Source organism: Paraburkholderia sp. MM5477-R1 (genome assembly GCF_050436385.1).
Taxonomy (GTDB): Bacteria; Pseudomonadota; Gammaproteobacteria; order Burkholderiales; family Burkholderiaceae; genus Paraburkholderia; species Paraburkholderia tuberum.
On sequence record NZ_JBNDMC010000007.1, the window covers coordinates 1,161,947 to 1,180,874 of the forward strand.

20 protein-coding genes are annotated in these 18,928 nt (G+C 63.5%); 15 read left to right on the forward strand and 5 right to left on the reverse strand.

Going from position 1 to position 18,928, the window contains the following annotated elements; genetic code table 11:
* Positions 1–64: 64 nt before the first annotated feature.
* Positions 65–1,843, forward strand: a complete 1,779-nt coding sequence (gene lpdA, locus OKW35_RS34270; RefSeq protein ID WP_187612683.1) for a dihydrolipoyl dehydrogenase — start codon at positions 65–67, stop codon at positions 1,841–1,843.
* Between the two features lie 34 nt (positions 1,844–1,877).
* The gene (locus tag OKW35_RS34275; protein ID WP_429554413.1) at positions 1,878–2,165 is read left to right on the forward strand and encodes a hypothetical protein; all 288 of its coding nucleotides are present in this window, start codon (positions 1,878–1,880) and stop codon (positions 2,163–2,165) included.
* 3 nt (positions 2,166–2,168) lie between these two features.
* On the opposite strand, the gene OKW35_RS34280 is transcribed toward OKW35_RS34275, so the two are convergent.
* Complete coding sequence (locus OKW35_RS34280; RefSeq protein WP_013089827.1) at positions 2,169–2,744, reverse strand: phasin family protein; 576 nt, start codon at positions 2,742–2,744, stop codon at positions 2,169–2,171.
* Positions 2,745–3,489: 745 nt separating this feature from the next.
* Here OKW35_RS34280 and pbpG point away from each other — a divergent pair.
* Positions 3,490–4,680, forward strand: coding sequence for a D-alanyl-D-alanine endopeptidase (gene pbpG / locus OKW35_RS34285; RefSeq protein WP_429405205.1), 1,191 nt, complete (start codon positions 3,490–3,492; stop codon positions 4,678–4,680).
* Positions 4,681–4,828: 148 nt separating this feature from the next.
* Here pbpG and OKW35_RS34290 read toward each other — a convergent pair whose 3' ends face one another.
* Positions 4,829–5,659 (reverse strand): IclR family transcriptional regulator, encoded by an 831-nt coding sequence (locus OKW35_RS34290; protein ID WP_090800805.1) that lies wholly within the window; start codon positions 5,657–5,659, stop codon positions 4,829–4,831.
* Positions 5,660–5,837: 178 nt separating this feature from the next.
* On the opposite strand from OKW35_RS34290, the gene OKW35_RS34295 reads away from it, so the two are divergent.
* Both OKW35_RS34295 and OKW35_RS34300 read left to right on the forward strand, forming a co-directional pair.
* Positions 5,838–6,560 (forward strand): (Fe-S)-binding protein, encoded by a 723-nt coding sequence (locus OKW35_RS34295; RefSeq protein ID WP_429355763.1) that lies wholly within the window; start codon positions 5,838–5,840, stop codon positions 6,558–6,560.
* A 111-nt stretch (positions 6,561–6,671) separates the two neighbouring features.
* Positions 6,672–8,087, forward strand: a complete 1,416-nt coding sequence (locus OKW35_RS34300; RefSeq protein ID WP_184057339.1) for a lactate utilization protein B — start codon at positions 6,672–6,674, stop codon at positions 8,085–8,087.
* 95 nt (positions 8,088–8,182) lie between these two features.
* Here the strand turns inward: OKW35_RS34300 and OKW35_RS34305 are convergent, their stop codons facing one another.
* Positions 8,183–8,710 carry a hypothetical protein gene (locus tag OKW35_RS34305; protein WP_429554414.1) on the reverse strand — a complete coding sequence of 176 codons (528 nt, stop codon included), beginning with the start codon at positions 8,708–8,710 and terminating at the stop codon, positions 8,183–8,185.
* 275 nt (positions 8,711–8,985) lie between these two features.
* On the opposite strand from OKW35_RS34305, the gene OKW35_RS34310 reads away from it, so the two are divergent.
* The 10 genes from OKW35_RS34310 (at position 8,986) to iscX (ending at position 16,208) form a co-directional block, all read left to right on the forward strand.
* Positions 8,986–9,225 carry a hypothetical protein gene (locus OKW35_RS34310; RefSeq protein WP_184067533.1) on the forward strand — a complete coding sequence of 80 codons (240 nt, stop codon included), beginning with the start codon at positions 8,986–8,988 and terminating at the stop codon, positions 9,223–9,225.
* Between the two features lie 152 nt (positions 9,226–9,377).
* Positions 9,378–9,875, forward strand: coding sequence for a low molecular weight protein-tyrosine-phosphatase (locus tag OKW35_RS34315; RefSeq protein WP_429554415.1), 498 nt, complete (start codon positions 9,378–9,380; stop codon positions 9,873–9,875).
* Between the two features lie 163 nt (positions 9,876–10,038).
* Positions 10,039–10,569 (forward strand): Fe-S cluster assembly transcriptional regulator IscR, encoded by a 531-nt coding sequence (gene iscR, locus OKW35_RS34320; RefSeq protein WP_018417524.1) that lies wholly within the window; start codon positions 10,039–10,041, stop codon positions 10,567–10,569.
* 83 nt (positions 10,570–10,652) lie between these two features.
* A complete protein-coding gene (locus tag OKW35_RS34325) occupies positions 10,653–11,876 on the forward strand; it encodes an IscS subfamily cysteine desulfurase (RefSeq protein ID WP_429554416.1) in 1,224 nt (407 codons plus the stop codon).
* A 72-nt stretch (positions 11,877–11,948) separates the two neighbouring features.
* A complete protein-coding gene (gene iscU, locus OKW35_RS34330) occupies positions 11,949–12,362 on the forward strand; it encodes a Fe-S cluster assembly scaffold IscU (protein WP_429554417.1) in 414 nt (137 codons plus the stop codon).
* Positions 12,363–12,440: 78 nt separating this feature from the next.
* Positions 12,441–12,764, forward strand: coding sequence for an iron-sulfur cluster assembly protein IscA (gene iscA, locus OKW35_RS34335; protein WP_090800794.1), 324 nt, complete (start codon positions 12,441–12,443; stop codon positions 12,762–12,764).
* Positions 12,765–12,901: 137 nt separating this feature from the next.
* Positions 12,902–13,429 (forward strand): Fe-S protein assembly co-chaperone HscB, encoded by a 528-nt coding sequence (hscB, locus tag OKW35_RS34340; protein WP_090800792.1) that lies wholly within the window; start codon positions 12,902–12,904, stop codon positions 13,427–13,429.
* A 164-nt stretch (positions 13,430–13,593) separates the two neighbouring features.
* The gene (gene hscA, locus OKW35_RS34345; protein ID WP_184057330.1) at positions 13,594–15,465 is read left to right on the forward strand and encodes a Fe-S protein assembly chaperone HscA; all 1,872 of its coding nucleotides are present in this window, start codon (positions 13,594–13,596) and stop codon (positions 15,463–15,465) included.
* Positions 15,466–15,653: 188 nt separating this feature from the next.
* On the forward strand, positions 15,654–15,995 hold the full coding sequence (gene fdx, locus OKW35_RS34350) for an ISC system 2Fe-2S type ferredoxin (RefSeq protein WP_090800789.1): 342 nt from the start codon (positions 15,654–15,656) through the stop codon (positions 15,993–15,995).
* A 15-nt stretch (positions 15,996–16,010) separates the two neighbouring features.
* Positions 16,011–16,208 carry a Fe-S cluster assembly protein IscX gene (iscX, locus tag OKW35_RS34355; RefSeq protein ID WP_027198111.1) on the forward strand — a complete coding sequence of 66 codons (198 nt, stop codon included), beginning with the start codon at positions 16,011–16,013 and terminating at the stop codon, positions 16,206–16,208.
* 102 nt (positions 16,209–16,310) lie between these two features.
* Here iscX and OKW35_RS34360 read toward each other — a convergent pair whose 3' ends face one another.
* Together OKW35_RS34360 and lysS are read right to left on the reverse strand one after the other, a co-directional pair.
* Positions 16,311–17,009, reverse strand: coding sequence for a glycine zipper 2TM domain-containing protein (locus OKW35_RS34360; protein WP_184057328.1), 699 nt, complete (start codon positions 17,007–17,009; stop codon positions 16,311–16,313).
* 345 nt (positions 17,010–17,354) lie between these two features.
* Positions 17,355–18,881 carry a lysine--tRNA ligase gene (gene lysS, locus OKW35_RS34365; protein ID WP_184057326.1) on the reverse strand — a complete coding sequence of 509 codons (1,527 nt, stop codon included), beginning with the start codon at positions 18,879–18,881 and terminating at the stop codon, positions 17,355–17,357.
* Positions 18,882–18,928 lie beyond the last annotated feature (47 nt).

Here is an 18,928-nt window from a genome sequence, read left to right on the forward strand (position 1 = left end):
GTTCGCGTGCGCTGTGCGCGTCGAAGGCGCCGCTCATCATCGATCAATAAGAGAAGGGGACACCATGAGTCTCGTCGAAGTAAAAGTGCCGGACATCGGTGACTTCAAGGACGTCGACGTCATCGAAGTCAACATCAAGCCGGGCGACACCATCGAAAAAGAGCAGTCGCTGCTGACGCTCGAATCCGACAAGGCGTCGATGGAAGTGCCGAGCGATACCGCCGGCACCGTCAAGGAAGTGCGTATCAAGCCGGGCGACAAGGTCTCGCAGGGCACGGTCATCGCGCTCGTCGAGGCAACGGCGGGCGGCGCGGCTGCGGCCGCTGCGGAGCCGAAAGCGCCCGAGAAGGCGGCTCCCGCGCCGGCGCCCGCCGCTGCGGCGCCGAAGGCCGCCGCAGCGGCTGCGCAAGCCGGCAGCTATTCGGGCAGCGCCGACATCGAGTGCGACATGCTCGTGCTCGGTTCGGGCCCCGGCGGTTATTCGGCCGCGTTCCGCTCCGCCGACCTCGGCATGAAGACCGTGCTGGTCGAGCGTTATCCGACGCTCGGCGGCGTGTGTCTGAACGTCGGCTGCATCCCGTCGAAGGCGCTGCTGCACACCGCGCTCGTCATCGACGAAGCGGCTGATCTTGCCGCGCACGGCATCACGTTCGGCAAGCCGCAGATCGATCTCGACAAGCTGCGCGATTTCAAGTCCGGCGTGGTCAAGAAGCTGACAGGCGGTCTCGCCGGCATGGCGAAGGCGCGCAAGGTCGAAGTGGTGGTCGGTACGGGTGCGTTCGTCGATCCGAACCACATGGAAGTGCAGACCGAGGGCGGCAAGAAGGTCGTCAGGTTCAACCAGGCGATCATCGCAGCGGGCTCGGAAGCGGTGAAGCTGCCGTTCATTCCGGAAGATCCGCGGGTCGTCGATTCGACCGGCGCGCTCGAACTGCGCCAGATTCCGCAGCGCATGCTCGTGATCGGCGGCGGCATCATCGGTCTCGAAATGGCGACCGTGTACTCGACGCTCGGCGCGAACATCGACGTGGTCGAAATGCTCGACGTCCTGATGGCCGGCGCGGACCGCGATCTGGTCAAGGTCTGGGAGAAGTACAACAGCAAGCGTTTCGCGAACGTGATGCTGAAGACCAAGACCATCGCCGCCGAAGCGAAGGACGACGGCATCTACGTGTCGTTCGAGGGCGAGCAGGCGCCGGCCGAGCCGCAACGCTACGACCTCGTGCTGGTGGCCGTCGGCCGCTCGCCGAACGGCAAGCGGATCGGCGCGGAAAAGGCCGGCGTCGCGGCGACGGATCGCGGCTTCATCGAAGTCGACAGGCAACAGCGCACGAATGTGCCGCACATCTTCGCGATCGGCGACATCGTCGGTCAGCCGATGCTCGCGCACAAGGCCGTGCACGAAGGCCACGTGGCGGCGGAAGCCGCGCATGGCGAGAAGGCGTACTTCGACGCGCTGCAGATTCCGTCGGTGGCCTACACCGATCCGGAAGTGGCTTGGGCTGGCAAGACGGAAGACCAGCTGAAAGCCGAAGGCGTCAAGTTCGGCAAGGCGGTGTTTCCGTGGGCCGCATCGGGTCGCGCGATCGCCAACGGTCGCGACGAGGGCTTCACGAAGCTGCTGTTCGATGAGGAAACGCATCGCGTGATCGGTGGCGGTATCGTCGGTCTGAATGCGGGCGACCTGATCAGCGAAGTCTGTCTCGCGATCGAGATGGGCGCGGACGCAACGGATATCGGCAAGACGATCCATCCGCATCCGACGCTCGGCGAATCGATCGGCATGGCGGCCGAGTTGTATGAAGGCGTCTGTACCGATCTGCCGCCCGTCAAGAAGAAGTAACGAGTAACGCGGTGCGCCGCGCCTGCATGACGACATGCGGGCGCGGCAAAGCCGGTCGAGCCGTACGGCAAAGAAAAACGGCGCGCTCCATGGCGGAGCGCGCCGTTTCTGTTTTCGTGGCGGCCAGTGGCGGGCAAAAAAATCCCGGCTTGGCGGCCGGGCAAACGATACGTCATTGCAACGTATCGGAGCGTTCGGCTCATCAAACCGTATAAGCGGCAACGGCACGACGCTGTTGCTTGCGATAACGCCGGCGCAGCGCATAGGCTGGGCCGGCGTGAAAGACGACACGAGGCATAAAGCCTGGCGTGTTGACGCGTGAAGCTTAGACGGCCTTCTTGGCGGCGGCGCGCGATGCTTGCGCAGCGGCTTGCGAAGCTGCCTTCGAAGCGGCCGTTGCAGCTGCGTTGAAGTTGCTTTCGGCGATTTCGACAGCCTGGCGGGTTGCCTTGTGGACCGTTTCGTACGTGGTGTTGGCGGCGGTGATAGCCGACTTCATCACGGCGACAGCGGTTTCCGAACCGGCCGGTGCGTTCTTGGCGACGTTTTCGACGAGCGCCTGAACCTTGCGGTTTTGCTCTTCGAATTGCGCTTCCGCGACGCGGGTGAATTCACCCTGCGTTGCCGAAACGATTTCGTACACATGGCGGCCATACGACAGCGCCTTTTCAGCCACCGGCTGCGCGAGGCTTGCTTGCAGTGCCAGCAGTTCCTGCGCGTCCTTCACGGACAGCGCGCGTTGGGCATTTTCCTGGCTTTCGGCGAGCGTCGACTTCACAACTTGCAGGTTCAGTTCGACCAGCTTTTCGACACCTTCAAATGCTTTGGTCGTCAGGCCGAACAGGGTTTCGAAGTTGGCTTTCTGGGCTGCGGCGAATTGCTCAGGGGTCAGCAGAGTCATGGTTTACGCTCCTGGATTGCGGCCGGTCTGTGCGGACCGCATTGGGTGGGTGGCGAGACGCAGATTCATCGTCTCCCCGGACCGCGATGTTTTGTGCATCGCAGCAATGGTTCCCATTTTAGGATGCCCACAAGGAATGTCAAGCGTTTTTTGTGCGTTGCACAATGTTAAGAAAATGCCGACAAAACAATAGGTTATACAGTAGGCATGTCATTAATATGACGTGGAACGATTGCTCGTTGCCCCGTGCTGGTGCGACATAAACCAACCGTTCAGCAGGCCGTCGGGAGATTATTTTTCCGTGTGGCAGCGATTCGCCCCTGAAAGACCGATCATCATCAATTCGATGTAAACCACAAGATGACAAGGAACGTTAAAGAACGATGGCAGTCGAACGCGCGTTAGCGACTTTCGTCGGACACTTAAAAAAGTCCGTCGCACGCTCGCAACGCCTTCATGGCGCGGCGCGGTAGTTTCCGCCTGTGCTCTGACAGTATTTCCCCGAATCAAGGTTGTCTCAAAATTGCCGTTATCCTGCAATGATCTGCTCGATTGGGCCGGGCGGCGATGGCGAGGCTTGCTGGCGACGATCGTTTTTTTCGATCGAGGCGCGGCACTTATTCGTGTTTTCGCGATCGGAGCTGACAAGCCGGTTTAAGGAGCGCGTATAAGTGCTTCAAATTGCTAATTTTTCGTTGCTTTACTACACTTGCGGAAACCTCTCGCCGCTCCCTATCGAACACCCATGAAAACCGACATGTTTTCGTCGCTAAAAGTGCTCCACGGCGCGGCGCGCAGCACCGCTCTGTCGGTGGCCGTCTCGCTGGCCGTCGCAGCGGCGTTCGCTACGCCTGTCAGCACTTTTGCAGCTACGTCTGCTGCATCCGCAAAAATTTCCAAACACGCTAAAACTGCCAGGAAGCCGGCGCAGGCGGCCGCCACCGGAAAGGTGCCGAGCCATGCGGCGAAAGCCGGCAAGGGTGAGGCCGTGAAAGCCGCTGCGGCGGATGAAGATGCCCCGCACGCCGTCGTCAAACGCAAGCGCGTCACGTTCACGGCGAACGGCCGACACCGTTCGGTGATGCGACGCGTCGCGTACGAGCCGCGCCAGCCGAGCGTCGGCCAGGCATTTGGTCTGCACGAGACGCCGGACGCGCTGATGCTGCGCTCGAGCGTCGCCTATGTGATCGACCAGAACAGCGGCGAGACGCTGTTCGACAAGAACTCGCGCGCGGTGGTACCGATCGCATCGATCAGCAAGCTGATGACGGCGATGGTGGTGCTCGATTCGAAAGAGCCGATGACCGATCAGATCGAAGTCACCGACGAAGACCGCGACTACGAGAAGAACACCGGTTCGCGTCTGTCGGTGGGCTCGGTGCTGTCGCGCGAGGACATGCTGCACATCGCGCTGATGGCGTCGGAAAACCGCGCGGCGGCGGCGCTGTCGCGCTACTACCCGGGCGGCCGTCCGGCGTTTCTCGCGGCGATGAACGCGAAGGCCAGGCAGCTCGGCATGAACGACACGCACTTCGAGAACCCGACCGGTCTGACGAGCATGAACGTGTCGAGCGCGCGCGATCTCGTGAAGATGGTCAACGCGGCGTATCAGTACCCGTTGATCCGCAAGTTCTCGACCGATCACAGCTATGAGGTGTACACCGGCAAGCGCACGCTCGCGTACAACAGCACGAACGCGCTGGTGCGCAACCCGACGTGGGACATCGGTCTGCAGAAGACCGGCTTCATCAACGAAGCGGGCGAGTGCCTCGTGATGCAGGCGACCATCCACGGCCGGCCGATGATCCTGGTGCTGCTCGATTCGTCGGGCAAGTACTCGCGTTTCGCGGACGCGACGCGTCTGCGTACGTGGCTCGACAACGGCGGCGACCAGCCGCGTATCACGAGCGCCGATGCCGGCGGTCCGGGTACCTGAAGCCGCAACGCATACTCAGCCGGTGGTAGTCAGTCCGGCTGCAGCTGACGTGCAAAGAAAAAGCCTCGCGGATGCGAGGCTTTTTTCATGGCGCCGGCGGGAGGGCAAAGGGTGCAACGGCGGTTGGGCGGCCGCCCCCTTCACTTCACTAATGCTGGCCGTGCGAGCCATGTGAGCCGTGCCCGCCGTGCGCATGGTCCTGCTGCGGCTGCGGCCGGTAGCCGAGCGATTCCGAAATCATCAACGCGGTCTGGCTCAACTGCCCGAGCCATGAATCCTGCAAACGATCGGCCGGCGCCGACAACGACAGTCCCGCGACCAGCTTGCCGGTATCGTCGTAGATGCCGGCGGCGATGCAGCGCACGCCCAACTCCAGTTCCTCGTTGTCGCGCGCGCAGGCCTGCTGGCGCACATGCGACAGCTCGCGCTCGAGTTTCGCGAGATCGGTGATGCTGTTCTGCGTGTGGCCCGACAGACCGGTGCGTGTTGCGTAGGCACGCACGCGGGTGGCTTCGTCGGCCGCGAGGAACAGCTTGCCGACCGAGGTCAGATGAAGCGGCGCGCGCCCGCCGATCGCCCGCACCACCTGCATGCCCGAGCGCTCCGAATACGCGCGTTCGATATAGACGATTTCGTCGCCCTGACGCACCGACAGGTTCACGGTCTGCCCGGTCTCGCGGTGCAGCTCGCGCATCGGCGTGAGCGCCGCGTCGCGCACCGACAGGCGCGCCTTGACGAGATTGCCCAGTTCGAGCAGGCGCATGCCAAGACGGTAGGTGCCGGGGTCTGAACGGTCGACCAGCCGGCACATCACCATATCGTTCAGGATGCGGTGCGCGGTGGATGGATGCAGCTCCGTGCGGATGGCCAGTTCTTTCAGGCTGACCGGGTCGCTATGCGCCGCCAGTGCGTCGAGCAGGCGCATCATGCGTTCGATCACCTGGATCGAAGTTTTGGGATCCGGGTTCGTATCGCTCATATGAGAATCGGTGGATGCGTCAAACAGCGAAAACTGATTGTATCTCGTATTGTGAAAAAAGCGAACGCTTCGAGGCGCGCTTCGAATCCGGCGCGGCGTGCTTCCTATGCCTTCCGGCCGTTGGTATTGCACCGGCAAACAGCGGATAATCAGGGACGTTTCCCCGCAAGGAGGGCTCATGCGAGTCGGATTGTTCGTCACTTGCCTCGTTGACCTGATGCGTCCCGAGATCGGTTTCTCCGTCATCAAGCTGATCGAAGGCGCCGGTTTCGAGGTCGTAGTGCCGCCCGCGCAAACCTGTTGCGGGCAACCTGCGTATAACTCGGGAGACCGCCACCTCGCGCGCGACCTTGCCGAGAAAACGCTGCGCGAGTTCGAACAGTTCGACTATGTGGTGGTGCCGTCGGGCTCGTGCGGCGGCATGATCCGCGCGCACTACGGCGACCTGTTCCGCGACGATCCCGAGCTGATGAACCGTTTCGGCCGCCTGCGCGGCAAGGTGTTCGAGCTGACGGATTTCCTCGTCAACGTCGCGAAGGTGCAGTTGCAACCGGGCGAGTTCGCGGGACAGGTGACTTATCACGACTCGTGTTCGGGCTTGCGCGAACTGGGCGTCAAGGAACAGCCGCGCGAACTGCTCGCGCAGGTCGGCGTCGCGGTCACCGAGATGAAAGGCTGCGAGCATTGCTGCGGCTTCGGCGGCACTTTCGCGGTCAAATACGGCGATATCTCGACCGCGATCGTCGACGAAAAGTGCGCGAACATCGCCGCGAGCGGCGCCGGTGCGGTGGTGCTCGGCGACCTCGGCTGCATGTTGAATATCGAAGGGCGGCTGCGCCGCAACGGTGACTCGACGACGCGCGTGCTGCATATCGCACAGGTGCTGGCCGGCGACGTGTAATCCCCGCGCGGCGAACACCGCCATTGTTCGCGTCACGTTTATCTTGTCTGTCACGCATTGCGTCGGGCGCGAATGCGCCGCGCCTTTCAATGCGATTTCATCAGGGCCGCCATGCAAGTCCAATCGATGCAGTTCAAGGCTCGCGCCGGTCAGAAACTCGCCGACCAGCGCCTGCAGCAGAACCTGACCAAGCTGTCCACGAAGTTCGTGTCGGCGCGCGCGAGCGCGATGACCGCGATCGATTTCCCCGCGACGCGGGCCGCGCTCAAGGAGCGCCGTGATCGCGCGCTCGAGAATCTCGACGTGTGGCTCGAAACCTTCGAGCGCGAGGCGACCCGGCGCGGCGTGACTGTGCTGTTCGCGGAGACCACGCAGGAGGCCGCGCGGCTCGTCGGCGACATTGCGCGCAAGCACGGCGTGAAGAAGGTGATCAAGACCAAGTCGATGGTCACCGAGGAAATGCGTCTGAACGAAGTGCTCGGGCAGATGGGCGTGCAGTCGATCGAAACCGACCTCGGCGAATACATCCTGCAGATCAACGACAACGAGCCGCCAAGCCACATCATCGCGCCGGTCGTTCACAAGGATAAGGACGAGATCGCCGATCTGTTCGCGAAGACGCACGGCCGGCCGCGGCTCACCGAGATTCCCGACTTGACGCGTGAGGCGCGCGAGATGCTGCGGCCGCATTTTCTGAGCGCGGACATGGGCGTGACGGGCGGCAATTTCATCATCGCGGAAACGGGCTCGGTCGCGCTCGTGACCAACGAGGGCAACGAAGGTATGTGCACGGTGATGCCGCGCGTGCATGTCGCTGTCACCGGCATCGAGAAGGTGCTGCCGACGCTCGAGGATCTCGCGACGGCTATGCGCCTGCTGCCGCGTTCGGCAACCGGCCAGGCCACCTCGAACTATTTTTCGATGCTGACCGGGCCGCGTGGCGCGGGCGATCAGGATGGGCCCGAGCATATGTACGTGGTGCTCGTCGACGGTGGCCGCACAGGGCTGATCGGCGGCGACTTCCAGGAGATGCTTCGCTGCATCCGCTGCGGCGCGTGCATGAACCATTGCCCGGTGTATCAGAAGGTCGGCGGGCACGCATATGGCTGGGTCTATCCGGGGCCGATGGGGTCGGTGCTGACGCCGAGCTATGTCGGCATCGACAAGGCGCTCGACCTGCCGCAAGCGGCGACGTTATGCGGCGAATGCAATAGCGTGTGTCCGGTCGGTATCCCGCTGTCCGATCTGTTGCGCAAGCTGCGCGAAAAGCAGATGGAGCGACACCTGCGGCCGTGGAAGGAGCGCGCCGGGTTGGCGCTGTGGGGCTGGTTCGCGCTGCATCCCGATGCCTATGCGCTCTTTACCAAACTCGCCGTGCGCGTGCTGGAGCGCATGGGTGGGCGCAATCGGTCGATCGCCAAACTGCCGCTCGGCGGCGCGGGCTGGACCGATACGCGCGACATGCCGGCGCCGGTGGGTCGTACGTTCCGCGAGTTGTATGCCGCGCAGCGCAGCCATATTGGCTGAGCGGGCGGCATTGGGATTGGTTTGACGGCTGCGCGCTCGCGCAGCCGTCGAAATGGGCGAAGAAGCCGGCGGGATGCTTCAGCGCCGCTCCGTCTTCAATGTTCGGTCATCTGCCCCGGCTGACGCGCGGGCGCATTTCTCCCCGAATCGTTGCCTCGTCCACCGCCGTTGCCGGCTTGCGGGTGGCCCGGCGGCGGGCCGCCCGCGCCGGGGTGCGGGCCGCCATTGGCACCACCAGGGCCGTGCGGACCGCCCGCTGCGCCCTGCGGCGGCGGGCCGCCGTGCGGTTGTCCAGGACCGCCGCCATTGTTGCCATGTCCGTTGCCGTGATCGCCGTGGTGCCAGTCGTTGTCGTTCGGATGACCGCGATCCGGATAGCCGCGATAGCCAGAGCCCGGCGCTGGGCCGTAGTAGCGTCCCGGACCGTAATCGCCGTAGCCGAGGTACACATTGGTTTGCGGCACGACCGCGGCACCCGGCGCGTATGCGGAATCGTCATAACCTTTGTAGCCGCTATAGGCGCCGTAGCCGTTGCCGTACATCGGCGTGCCGTCCGGATAGACCGCGCAGCCGCCGAGCAGCGCGGCGGCCACCAGGCCAGCGAGAGATGCAATGCGTTTCATTTTGTGGGACCGATGCCAGTGCAAAGAAATGTAAGGGTAAGAATAAGACCGTGATTGTCGCCGTCCGTCGCGGCGGCTTTGTATGCATTTGTAAGCTTCACTTTTGTGTGCCAGCGATGCGCCACTCGTTCCCGAAAGAGGTCTCAATTGACTGTTTCGTATCAAGCAACGATCTATCTCGCGCGGGCCGCTTTTTCCCGATTGTGAATTCCTATAGCATTTCGTTAGGGCATAGTGCGTCATAAGCTCATGCGCCCCTAATTGAAAAACACATCATGAAAAAGACAATATCGGTGTACTGGCCCCTAGCCATCGTTGTACCGCTCGCGGTGCTCGCCTTTCTGCACGTCAACGGCCAAACCGCTTCGCGCGCTTCGCAGATGCCGCTCGACGCCAACCATCTGACCGCCGAACTCGCACGCGCGGTGTCGTACGGCATGATCGACACGGCGTCGGCATTGCCGGCCAAGCCGATGCGTGCAGCCACGGCGACGCCGCTCGCCGAGGCATCGTAAGCCGGCGCGGCGGACCGCGACGCTCCGAAGCCGCTGATCTTGCTGGCTGCGCCCCGCTCGGCGCGAATCTGTCGAGATTTGTATAATCGCGGCGCAGTCCGCTGACTGTCTGACGACCTCACGCGCGGCGCCTCGGGCGTCGAAAATCCCTGATGAAAACTGTGTCCATCTGTTTCGTTTGCCTCGGGAATATCTGCCGTTCACCGACGGCGGAGGGCGTGATGCGTCATCTGGTCGACGAGGCGAAGCTTGCGGACTGCATCCTGATCGATTCGGCCGGCACCGGCGATTGGCACATCGGCGCGGCGCCCGACGAACGCGCGCAACACGCGGCCCGCCAGCGCGGCTATGCGCTCGACGCGCTGCGCGGCCGCCAGATCACGGTCGCGGACTTCAAGCGCTTCGATCTGCTGATTGCCATGGACGACCGAAACGTCGCCGCGTTGCGTCAACTGTGCCCGCCCGCACAGCGCGACAAGATCCGTCTGCTGATGGAGTTCGTGCCTGAGTCGGATGGCCGCTGGAGCGGCGCGCGAGAGGTTGTCGATCCGTATTTCGGCGGCGCGGAAGGCTTCGAGTTGGTGCTCGATCAATGCGAAGCAGCCTGCCGCGGGCTGATCGCCGCGCTGCGCCCGCAGTTGCTCGCGTAGGCATCGGGCGAAGAACGCAGACGCACCACACGGGTGGGGGCGCGGCGTCGACGTATGGCGATCAATTAAGCGAATGACACAAAATTTACCGCCCATACTTGACTAAATTGCTCATGTATTTATACTTGACCAAACTTGTCGAGAATTGCGGTTCCCACATCATATGAGACTCACCACGAAAGGCCGTTTCGCCGTCACGGCGATGATCGACCTGGCGCTGCGCCAGGAGCAGGGCCCGGTGACGCTTGCGGGTATCAGCCAGCGCCAACACATCTCCCTGTCGTATCTCGAGCAGCTGTTTGGCAAGCTGCGCCGTCATGAAATCGTCGAATCCGTGCGCGGACCGGGCGGTGGCTACAATCTCGCGCGCCGTGCCGAAGAGGTGACGGTAGCCGACATCATCATCGCGGTCGACGAACCGCTCGACGCCACCCAGTGCGGCGGTAAGGGCACATGCGAAGGCACCAAGCAGCACGACGGCCACTGCATGACGCATGAGCTGTGGTCGACGCTGAACCAGAAAATGGTCGAATATCTCGATTCGGTTTCGCTAAAGGATCTGGTGGATCAGCAGCGTTCGCGCGAAGGCACGCCGGCCGTGCTGCGCGACAGGCGCAACGACGCTCCGGCGGTCGAACCCGTCCGCGTGGCGCCCAAGGGTCCCAATTCCGTTTTCAACATGGCCGGTTCGTGAAGCGCGGCACGCAATAGAAAACCCTCGCCGCAGCCCCATATCGAACCCAGAAGCCAGAGCACATGACGTCCCCGGAGCAATTGATGAACAACGACTCTCTCCATCTGCCCATCTACATGGACTACAGCGCCACGACGCCGATCGATCCGCGTGTGGTGGAAAAGATGATCCCGTATCTGCGCGAGCAGTTCGGCAATCCCGCATCGCGTAGTCACGCTTATGGCTGGACCGCCGAGCGCGCAGTCGAGGAAGCGCGCGAGCAGGTCGCCGCGCTCGTGAACGCCGATCCACGCGAAATCATCTGGACCTCGGGTGCGACGGAGTCGGACAACCTCGCTCTGAAAGGTGCCGCGCACTTCTACAAGAGCAAGGGCAAGCACATCATCACGGTGAAGACCGAGCACAAGGCGGTGCTGGACACCACCCGCGAGCTCGAGCGCGAAGGCTTCGAAGTCACCTATCTGGATGTCAAGGACGACGGTCTGATCGACCTCGACGCGTTCAAGGTGGCGCTGCGCCCGGACACGATTCTGGTGTCGGTGATGTCGGTCAACAACGAGATCGGCGTCATCCAGGACATCGAGGCGATTGGCGAGATTACGCGCGAGAAGGGCATCATTTTCCACGTCGACGCGGCGCAGGCCACCGGCAAGATCCAGATCGATCTGCAGAAGCTGAAGGTCGACCTGATGTCGTTCTCGGCGCACAAGACCTACGGCCCGAAAGGCATCGGCGCGCTTTACGTGCGTCGCAAGCCGCGTATCCGTATCGAGGCGCAGATGCACGGCGGCGGTCACGAGCGCGGCATGCGTTCGGGCACGCTCGCGACGCACCAGATCGTCGGCATGGGAGAAGCGTTCCGTATCGCGCGTGAAGAGATGGCGACCGAAAACGAGCGCATCCGCATGCTGCGTGACCGGCTGCTGAAAGGCCTGTCGCAAATCGAGGAAGTGTATGTGAACGGCGACATGGAAAAGCGTGTGCCGCACAACCTGAACATCAGCTTCAATTTCGTCGAAGGCGAATCGCTGATCATGGCGGTGAAGGACGTCGCGGTGTCATCGGGCTCGGCGTGCACATCGGCGTCGCTGGAGCCGTCGTACGTGCTGCGCGCGCTTGGCCGCAACGACGAACTCGCGCACAGCTCGATCCGCTTCACGGTGGGACGCTTCACGACCGAGCAGGAAATCGACTACGTGATCAACCTGCTGAAGTCGAAGATTTCCAAGCTGCGCGATCTGTCGCCGCTGTGGGAAATGCACAAGGACGGGATCGATCTGTCGACCATCCAGTGGGCCGCGCACTGACGCGCCGGCTGGACGAAGCGGACATCGAACGTTCATCGCATTGCAGGTTGAAACGAATCAAGGAGTGTAATCATGGCTTATAGCGACAAGGTCCTCGACCACTACGAAAACCCGCGCAACGTCGGTTCCTTCGCGAAGGACGACGACACGGTCGGCACCGGCATGGTCGGTGCGCCGGCCTGCGGCGACGTGATGAAGCTGCAGATCCGCGTCGGCGCGGACGGCATCATCGAAGACGCGAAGTTCAAGACCTACGGCTGCGGCTCGGCCATCGCATCGAGCTCGCTCGTCACCGAATGGGTGAAGGGCAAGACGCTCGACCAGGCGATGTCGATCAAGAACACGCAGATCGCCGAAGAACTGGCACTGCCGCCGGTGAAGATCCACTGCTCGATCCTCGCGGAAGACGCGATCAAGGCAGCGGTCGCCGACTACAAGCAGCGCCACGGCGAAGCAGCGCTTGCCGAAGACGGCAACGCCGCCTGAGCAACAGGGTAAGAACGGAGTAACCGGTGAGCGCGGCGCGGACACGCGCGCCGCGCGCTCTGGCAACTGAGAAACGTTATGGCAATTACGTTGACCGAAAAGGCAGCACAGCACGTCCAGAAGTATCTGACCCGCCGCGGTAAGGGCATCGGGTTGCGCGTCGGCGTGCGCACCACCGGTTGCTCGGGCCTCGCCTACAAGCTCGAGTACGTGGACGAAGTCGCGCCTGAAGATCAGGTGTTCGAGACGGGCGGCGTGAAGGTCGTCGTCGACCCGAAGAGTCTCGCGTATATCGACGGCACCGAGCTCGACTTCGCACGCGAAGGGCTGAACGAAGGCTTCAGGTTCAACAACCCGAACGTGAAAGACGAATGCGGCTGCGGCGAGTCGTTCCGCGTCTAGGTTCGATACTTTCCGCGTGCGGCGGATCAAAGGCGGCGCGGGCCGCCTTTTTAGTTTGATCTGCGGGCGACTGAAGCGGTCGCGCCTGACAAGGCCCGACGTCTCCATACCAGTTTTCATCAACGGACTTTAATCCGATGGCCTCGCTGAACGACAGCCACTTCGATCTGTTTGGTCTGCCGGCGCAATTCGCGCTCGACGCGAGCACGCTCGATCACGCGTACCGCACCGTGCAGGCGCAGGTGCATCCGGATCGCTTCGCGGCGGCCGGCGATGCGCAAAAGCGCATCGCGATGCAGTGGGCGACGCGCGCGAACGAGGCCTATCAGACGCTGCGCGATCCGCTCAAGCGCGCGACCTATCTGCTGTCGTTGCGCGGCATCAACGTCGGCGCGGAGAACAACACGGCGATGGAGCCCGCGTTCCTGATGCAGCAGATGGAGTGGCGCGAGAACATCGAGGACGCGGCCGCGGCGAAGAACGTCGACGCGCTCGACGCGCTGCTCATCGAGTTGCGCGACGAGGAGCGTCGGCGCTTCGACAAGCTCGGCGCATCGCTCGATCACGGCGCAAATCAGGCGGCGGGCGAGGCGGTGCGGCAGCTGATGTTCATCGAGCGCGTCGCGTCGGAAATCGATGCCCAGATCGAGCGGCTCGAAGGCTAGCGCGGTTTCGCGCGACGCGCGCAAAAGCGCGGCGCGGGCAAGCAGCAACAGCAGGCAGCGACGTAGTAAGCGACAAACAAAAAACCAGAGCGGCCGCGAGCCGCGGCATCACCCCAGCAACGCGAATATTCAGGACGGGGCACAACGTCCCCGAGAAGATCCAGATGGCCTTACTGCAAATCTCCGAACCCGGCATGGCGCCGGCGCCTCACCAGCGGCGTCTGGCGGTCGGTATCGATCTCGGCACCACCAACTCCCTCGTCGCCGCTGTGCGCAGCGGCGTGCCCGATGTGCTGCCCGACGAAGACGGGCACGTGCTGCTGCCGTCGGTGGTGCGTTACCTGGAGCAGGGCGGCCGTCGCATCGGCCGCCGGGCGAAGGCCGAAGCCGCGACCGACCCGCGCAACACGATCGTGTCGGTCAAGCGCTTCATGGGCCGCGGCAAGGCCGAGGTGGAGGGCGCCGAAAACGCGCCGTACGACTTCGTCGATGCACCCGGCATGGTGCAGATCCGCACCGTCGACGGCGTGAAGAGCCCGGTCGAGGTGTCGGCTGAAATTCTCGCGACGCTGCGCCAGCGCGCCGAAGACACGCTCGCCGACGAGCTCGTCGGCGCGGTAATCACGGTGCCCGCTTACTTCGACGAAGCGCAGCGCCAGGCGACCAAGGACGCCGCGCGCCTCGCGGGGCTGAACGTGCTGCGTCTGCTCAACGAACCGACCGCTGCGGCGATCGCCTACGGTCTCGACAACGGCGCGGAAGGTTTGTACGCGGTCTACGACCTCGGCGGCGGCACCTTCGACCTGTCGATCCTGAAGCTCACCAAGGGCGTTTTCGAAGTGCTCGCGGCGGGCGGCGATTCCGCGCTCGGCGGCGACGACTTCGACCATGCGCTATATCGCCATGTGCTCGAACAGGCCGGCATCGCGTCGCAGACGCTCGCGCCGCACGACGTGCGCCTGCTGCTCGATAGCGTGCGCGAGGCCAAGGAGGCGCTGTCGAGCGCGTCGCAAACCACCCTCAAGCTCACGCTTGCCAACGGCACCGCGCTCGATCTCACGATCGACGAAGCCACTTTCGAGACCATCACGGCCGCGCTGGTGCAACGCACGCTGGGCCCGACGAAAAAGGCGCTGCGCGACGCGAAGGTCACCACGAAGGAAATCAAGGGCGTCGTGCTGGTCGGCGGCGCGACGCGCATGCCGGTGATCCGCCGCGCGGTCGAGGCGTTCTTCGGCCAGCCGCCGCTCGTCAATCTCGATCCGGATCAGGTCGTCGCACTCGGCGCCGCGATCCAGGCCGATCTGCTCGCCGGCAACCGCGGGGCGGAAGGCGACGAATGGCTACTGCTCGACGTGATTCCGCTGTCGCTCGGCGTCGAGACGATGGGTGGCCTCACCGAAAAGATCATTCCGCGCAACTCGACGATTCCAGTCGCGCGCGCGCAGGATTTCACGACCTTCAAGGACGGCCAGACCGCGATGGCGATTCACGTCGTCCAAGGCGAGCGCGAGCTCGTCAGCGATTGCCGTTCGCTCGCGCGCTTCGAGCTGCGCGGCATTCCGCCGATGGCCGCCGGCGCCGCGCGCATTCGCGTGACCTATCAGGTCGACGCCGACGGCCTGCTGTCGGTGTTTGCGCGCGAGCTGGCGTCGGGCGTGGAGGCATCGGTCGTCGTGAAGCCTTCGTATGGCCTCGCCGACGACGACATCGCGCGCATGCTCGAAGACAGCTTTTCGACCGCTGAAATCGACATGCGCGCGCGCGCATTGCGCGAGGCGCAGGTCGAAGCGCAGCGTCTCGTCGAAGCGACCGACGCGGCGCTCGCCGCCGACGCCGAGCTGCTCGACGACAGCGAACGCGCCGAACTCGACGCGCTGCTCGCCGCGCTGCGCAACGTCGCGCCAGGCGAAGACGTCGGCGCGATCGAAGCCGCGACGAAGGCGCTCGCCGAAGGCACCGACGAATTCGCCGCGCGCCGCATGAACAAGGGAATTCGCCGCGCGCTGTCGGGCCGCAAGCTCGACGAGATCTGAACGGGCGAGCGTAGCGACAGCAACGTGCACGCGACGCGCGCTCAGGCCGCGCACGAATTGCGCCCCCCACGAACCACCGATCGCGCCCGCGCGGACTTAAAAAGTCCGCGCGGCGCCAGTAAAATGGAACGGAGCCTGCACCCGGCATTGCTGGCAGCCGCCGTGCCTCAGACCCAAACGGAAACTGTATGCCTCAAATCGTTGTGCTGCCTCACGTCGAACTGTGCCCGGAAGGCGCGGTGATCGACGCCGTTCCCGGCAAGAGCATCTGCGACAACCTGCTCGATAACGGTATCGAAATCGAGCATGCGTGCGAGAAGTCGTGCGCGTGCACGACCTGCCACGTAATCGTGCGTGAGGGTTTCGCCGCCTTGACGCCATCCGAGGAAGACGAGGACGATCTGTTGGACAAGGCATGGGGGCTGGAACCGGCTTCGCGCCTGTCGTGTCAGGCGGTCATGCCGGACGAGCAGGATCTGGTCGTCGAAATTCCGCGTTACTCGATCAATCACGCGAAGGAAAATCACTAACAGGAGGGTGCCGCCATGAAGTGGACCGATACGCAAGACATCGCGATGGCTCTGACGGACAAGCATCAGGACGTCGATCCACAGCAGGTGCGTTTCACCGACCTGCACCGCTGGGTGACCGAGCTCGAAGGCTTCGACGACGATCCGAACCGTTCGAGCGAAAAGATTCTCGAAGCGATTCAGGCGGCATGGATCGAAGACGCAGATTATTGAACGCGTGTTCGAACGGGTGCATTGAACTCCAAAGAAAAGGCGATTCCGATGGAATCGCCTTTTTTCATGGCGCGTCGACGAACGTTGGGCGCCGAGCTCAGCTCAGTCGGCGACGAGGCCGCCGTTCTGAACGCGCACGCGCTCGCCGTCGCGCAACGGCGGCGCCTCGCTATAGGTGAAGTAGCGCGTCTTGCCGTCTTCCATGTGCACGCGCACCGAATACGACGTCGTGCTGCGCAGATGTTTTTCGACCGAGTTGCCGGCGAACCCGCCGCCCAGCGCGCCGAGCAGCGTCATCGCGGTACGCCCGCCGCCGGCGCCGAATTGATTACCGACGACGCCCCCGGCCACCGCACCGCCGACCGCGCCAATGCCGGTGCCATGTCCTTCATGCCGAACCGCCGAGATCGCGACGACGGTGCCGCAGGTCGCGCAATAAGCGGCATGCGGCGCCGGCTGCTGCGCATACTGCGGCGCGGCCTGTGCCTGCTGTTGCTGCGCGTATTGCTGCAGGGTTGGAGCGGCGGCAGGGGCGGCCGGCACCGCTTGCTGAGCCTGATCTTGCCGCTGTTGCGCAGATGGCTTGACCGGCGCGGCCGAATCGACGACGCCCGGCGCTTGCGTGCTGACCTGCGCGGCCTGCGTCTGATCGTTCTGTGCGCCGTTACCCGACGCCTTCGGGAACACGCCGGTGATCGCCGCGGTAGCGACGAGACTCGCGACGAGCACCGCGCCGGCGGCCACCGCGATCAAGGGATGAAGACGACGTGGCTGCGTGGGTTGATGAGTAGGGGTGTCCATGTAGGGCCTCCGTTTCTGACAGAGCCGACTTCTTGTGAGACTGATTGTCGGGCAATTCGATCCGGGCAGCGTTTCTATTTGTAACCGCTCAGATGGCGCCCTCGGGCGTGGGTAGGCGCCCTTTACGCGGTGCGCTTTGGTGTCAACAAACTTCTAAGACCATCGAGTCCGCGGCGACTTGCGCGCGAACGAGCAGCTTTTACCGCTGGTTACAAACGATCAGAAGCAGAAAACGGTCCCGCAAAGTGAAAACGCGCGCATAAGAAAACGCCCGGCATCAACCGGGCGCTCTTCAAACCATCGCATTGCTCGCGAAGCACAACGCGCGCTCGCGCCCAGCGTCGCTCAGTCTTCGCGCCGCAGATGCGGGAACAGAATCACGTCGCGGATGCTCGGGCTATCGGTCAGCATCATGACCAGACGGTCGATGCCGATACCGCAGCCGCCCGCCGGCGGCATGCCGTACTCGAGCGCGCGGATGTAGTCGGCGTCGTAGAACATCGCTTCCTCGTCGCCGGCGTCTTTCTGGTCGACCTGCTTCTTGAAGCGCGCGGCCTGATCTTCCGGATCGTTGAGCTCCGAGAAGCCGTTGGCGATTTCGCGGCCGGTGATGAACAGCTCGAAACGCTCGGTGATGCCTGCCACCTTGTCCGACGCACGCGCGAGCGGCGACACCTCGATCGGATAGTCGATGATGTAGGTCGGCTCCCACAGTTGCGACTCGGCGGTCTCTTCGAACAGCGCCAGTTGCAGCGAGCCGATGCCCGCGTTGAGGAACTGCGGCTGCGACGCATCGACGCCGAACTTCTTCAGCTCGGCGCGCAGGAACGTGCCGTCGGCGAGCTGCTCGTTCGTGTATTGCGGCGCGTATTTCTGGATCGCCTGCGTGATCGTGAGCCGATGGAACGGCTTCGACAGATCGAGCTCGCGGCCCTGATAAGTGATGGTGGCCGTGCCGAGCGCATCGATCGCGGCCTGGCGAATCAGCTGCTCGGTGAAGTCCATCAGCCACTTGTAATCGGTGTAGGCCGCGTAGAACTCGATCATCGTGAATTCCGGGTTGTGGCGCACGGATACGCCCTCGTTGCGGAAATTACGATTGATCTCGAACACGCGCTCGAAGCCGCCCACCACCAGCCGCTTCAGGTACAGCTCCGGCGCGATGCGCAGGAACATCTGCATGTCGAGCGCATTGTGGTGCGTCGAGAACGGCTTGGCCGCCGCGCCGCCCGGAATCGGGTGCAGCATCGGTGTTTCGACTTCCATGAAGTTCGCGTCGGCCATGTACTTGCGGATCGACGAAATCGCCTTCGTGCGCGCGACGAACGTGCGGCGCGTTTCCGGCGTGACGATCAGATCGACATAGCGCTGGCGGTACTTCATTTCCTGGTCGGCGAGACCGTGGAACTTGTCCGGCAGCGGACGCAGCGACTTCGACAGCAGACGCAGCTCCGTGCAGCGCACCGATAGCTCGCCCTTGTTGGTGCGGAACAGCACGCCGCGCGCGGCGACGATGTCGCCCATGTCCCACTTCTTGAATGCGTCGTAGGTCTCCTGACCGACGTCGGCCGGTGTGATGAAGAACTGGATCTGACCCGAGCCGTCGCGCACGGTTGCGAAACTTGCCTTGCCCATCACGCGTTTCAGCATCATGCGGCCAGCGATCGCGACTTCGAGCGGATGCGCTTCGAGCGCTTCCTTGTCGGCGTGCTCGTACTGCGCCTGCAGATCTTCGGCGTGGTGCGTGGGACGGAAATCGTTCGGATAGGCGACGCCTCGCTCACGCAGTTCGCGCAGCTTTTCGCGGCGCTCGGCGATGATCTTGTTGTCGTCCGCTTCGGGCACGACAGTCGGCTGGGTCGGTTCAGTCATGATGATTTGGTATTCGGTGGCCCGCCGCGGAGTGCTCCGCTGGCGGG

What these genes read in the sequence shown, in the direction of transcription:
- OKW35_RS34275 (WP_429554413.1), top strand. Translation starts at nt 1,878, where the DNA reads ATGCGGGCGCGGCAAAGCCGGTCGAGCCGTACGGCAAAGAAAAACGGC.
- OKW35_RS34300 (WP_184057339.1), top strand. Translation starts at nt 6,672, where the DNA reads ATGCAAGTCCAATCGATGCAGTTCAAGGCTCGCGCCGGTCAGAAACTC.
- iscX (WP_027198111.1), top strand. Translation starts at nt 16,011, where the DNA reads ATGAAGTGGACCGATACGCAAGACATCGCGATGGCTCTGACGGACAAG.
- hscB (WP_090800792.1), top strand. Translation starts at nt 12,902, where the DNA reads ATGGCCTCGCTGAACGACAGCCACTTCGATCTGTTTGGTCTGCCGGCG.
- OKW35_RS34360 (WP_184057328.1), bottom strand. Translation starts at nt 17,009, where the DNA reads ATGGACACCCCTACTCATCAACCCACGCAGCCACGTCGTCTTCATCCC.
- OKW35_RS34315 (WP_429554415.1), top strand. Translation starts at nt 9,378, where the DNA reads ATGAAAACTGTGTCCATCTGTTTCGTTTGCCTCGGGAATATCTGCCGT.
- iscA (WP_090800794.1), top strand. Translation starts at nt 12,441, where the DNA reads ATGGCAATTACGTTGACCGAAAAGGCAGCACAGCACGTCCAGAAGTAT.
- fdx (WP_090800789.1), top strand. Translation starts at nt 15,654, where the DNA reads ATGCCTCAAATCGTTGTGCTGCCTCACGTCGAACTGTGCCCGGAAGGC.
- OKW35_RS34290 (WP_090800805.1), bottom strand. Translation starts at nt 5,659, where the DNA reads ATGAGCGATACGAACCCGGATCCCAAAACTTCGATCCAGGTGATCGAA.
- lysS (WP_184057326.1), bottom strand. Translation starts at nt 18,881, where the DNA reads ATGACTGAACCGACCCAGCCGACTGTCGTGCCCGAAGCGGACGACAAC.
- iscR (WP_018417524.1), top strand. Translation starts at nt 10,039, where the DNA reads ATGAGACTCACCACGAAAGGCCGTTTCGCCGTCACGGCGATGATCGAC.
- OKW35_RS34280 (WP_013089827.1), bottom strand. Translation starts at nt 2,744, where the DNA reads ATGACTCTGCTGACCCCTGAGCAATTCGCCGCAGCCCAGAAAGCCAAC.
- pbpG (WP_429405205.1), top strand. Translation starts at nt 3,490, where the DNA reads ATGAAAACCGACATGTTTTCGTCGCTAAAAGTGCTCCACGGCGCGGCG.
- iscU (WP_429554417.1), top strand. Translation starts at nt 11,949, where the DNA reads ATGGCTTATAGCGACAAGGTCCTCGACCACTACGAAAACCCGCGCAAC.
- OKW35_RS34295 (WP_429355763.1), top strand. Translation starts at nt 5,838, where the DNA reads ATGCGAGTCGGATTGTTCGTCACTTGCCTCGTTGACCTGATGCGTCCC.
- lpdA (WP_187612683.1), top strand. Translation starts at nt 65, where the DNA reads ATGAGTCTCGTCGAAGTAAAAGTGCCGGACATCGGTGACTTCAAGGAC.
- OKW35_RS34325 (WP_429554416.1), top strand. Translation starts at nt 10,653, where the DNA reads ATGAACAACGACTCTCTCCATCTGCCCATCTACATGGACTACAGCGCC.
- OKW35_RS34310 (WP_184067533.1), top strand. Translation starts at nt 8,986, where the DNA reads ATGAAAAAGACAATATCGGTGTACTGGCCCCTAGCCATCGTTGTACCG.
- OKW35_RS34305 (WP_429554414.1), bottom strand. Translation starts at nt 8,710, where the DNA reads ATGAAACGCATTGCATCTCTCGCTGGCCTGGTGGCCGCCGCGCTGCTC.
- hscA (WP_184057330.1), top strand. Translation starts at nt 13,594, where the DNA reads ATGGCCTTACTGCAAATCTCCGAACCCGGCATGGCGCCGGCGCCTCAC.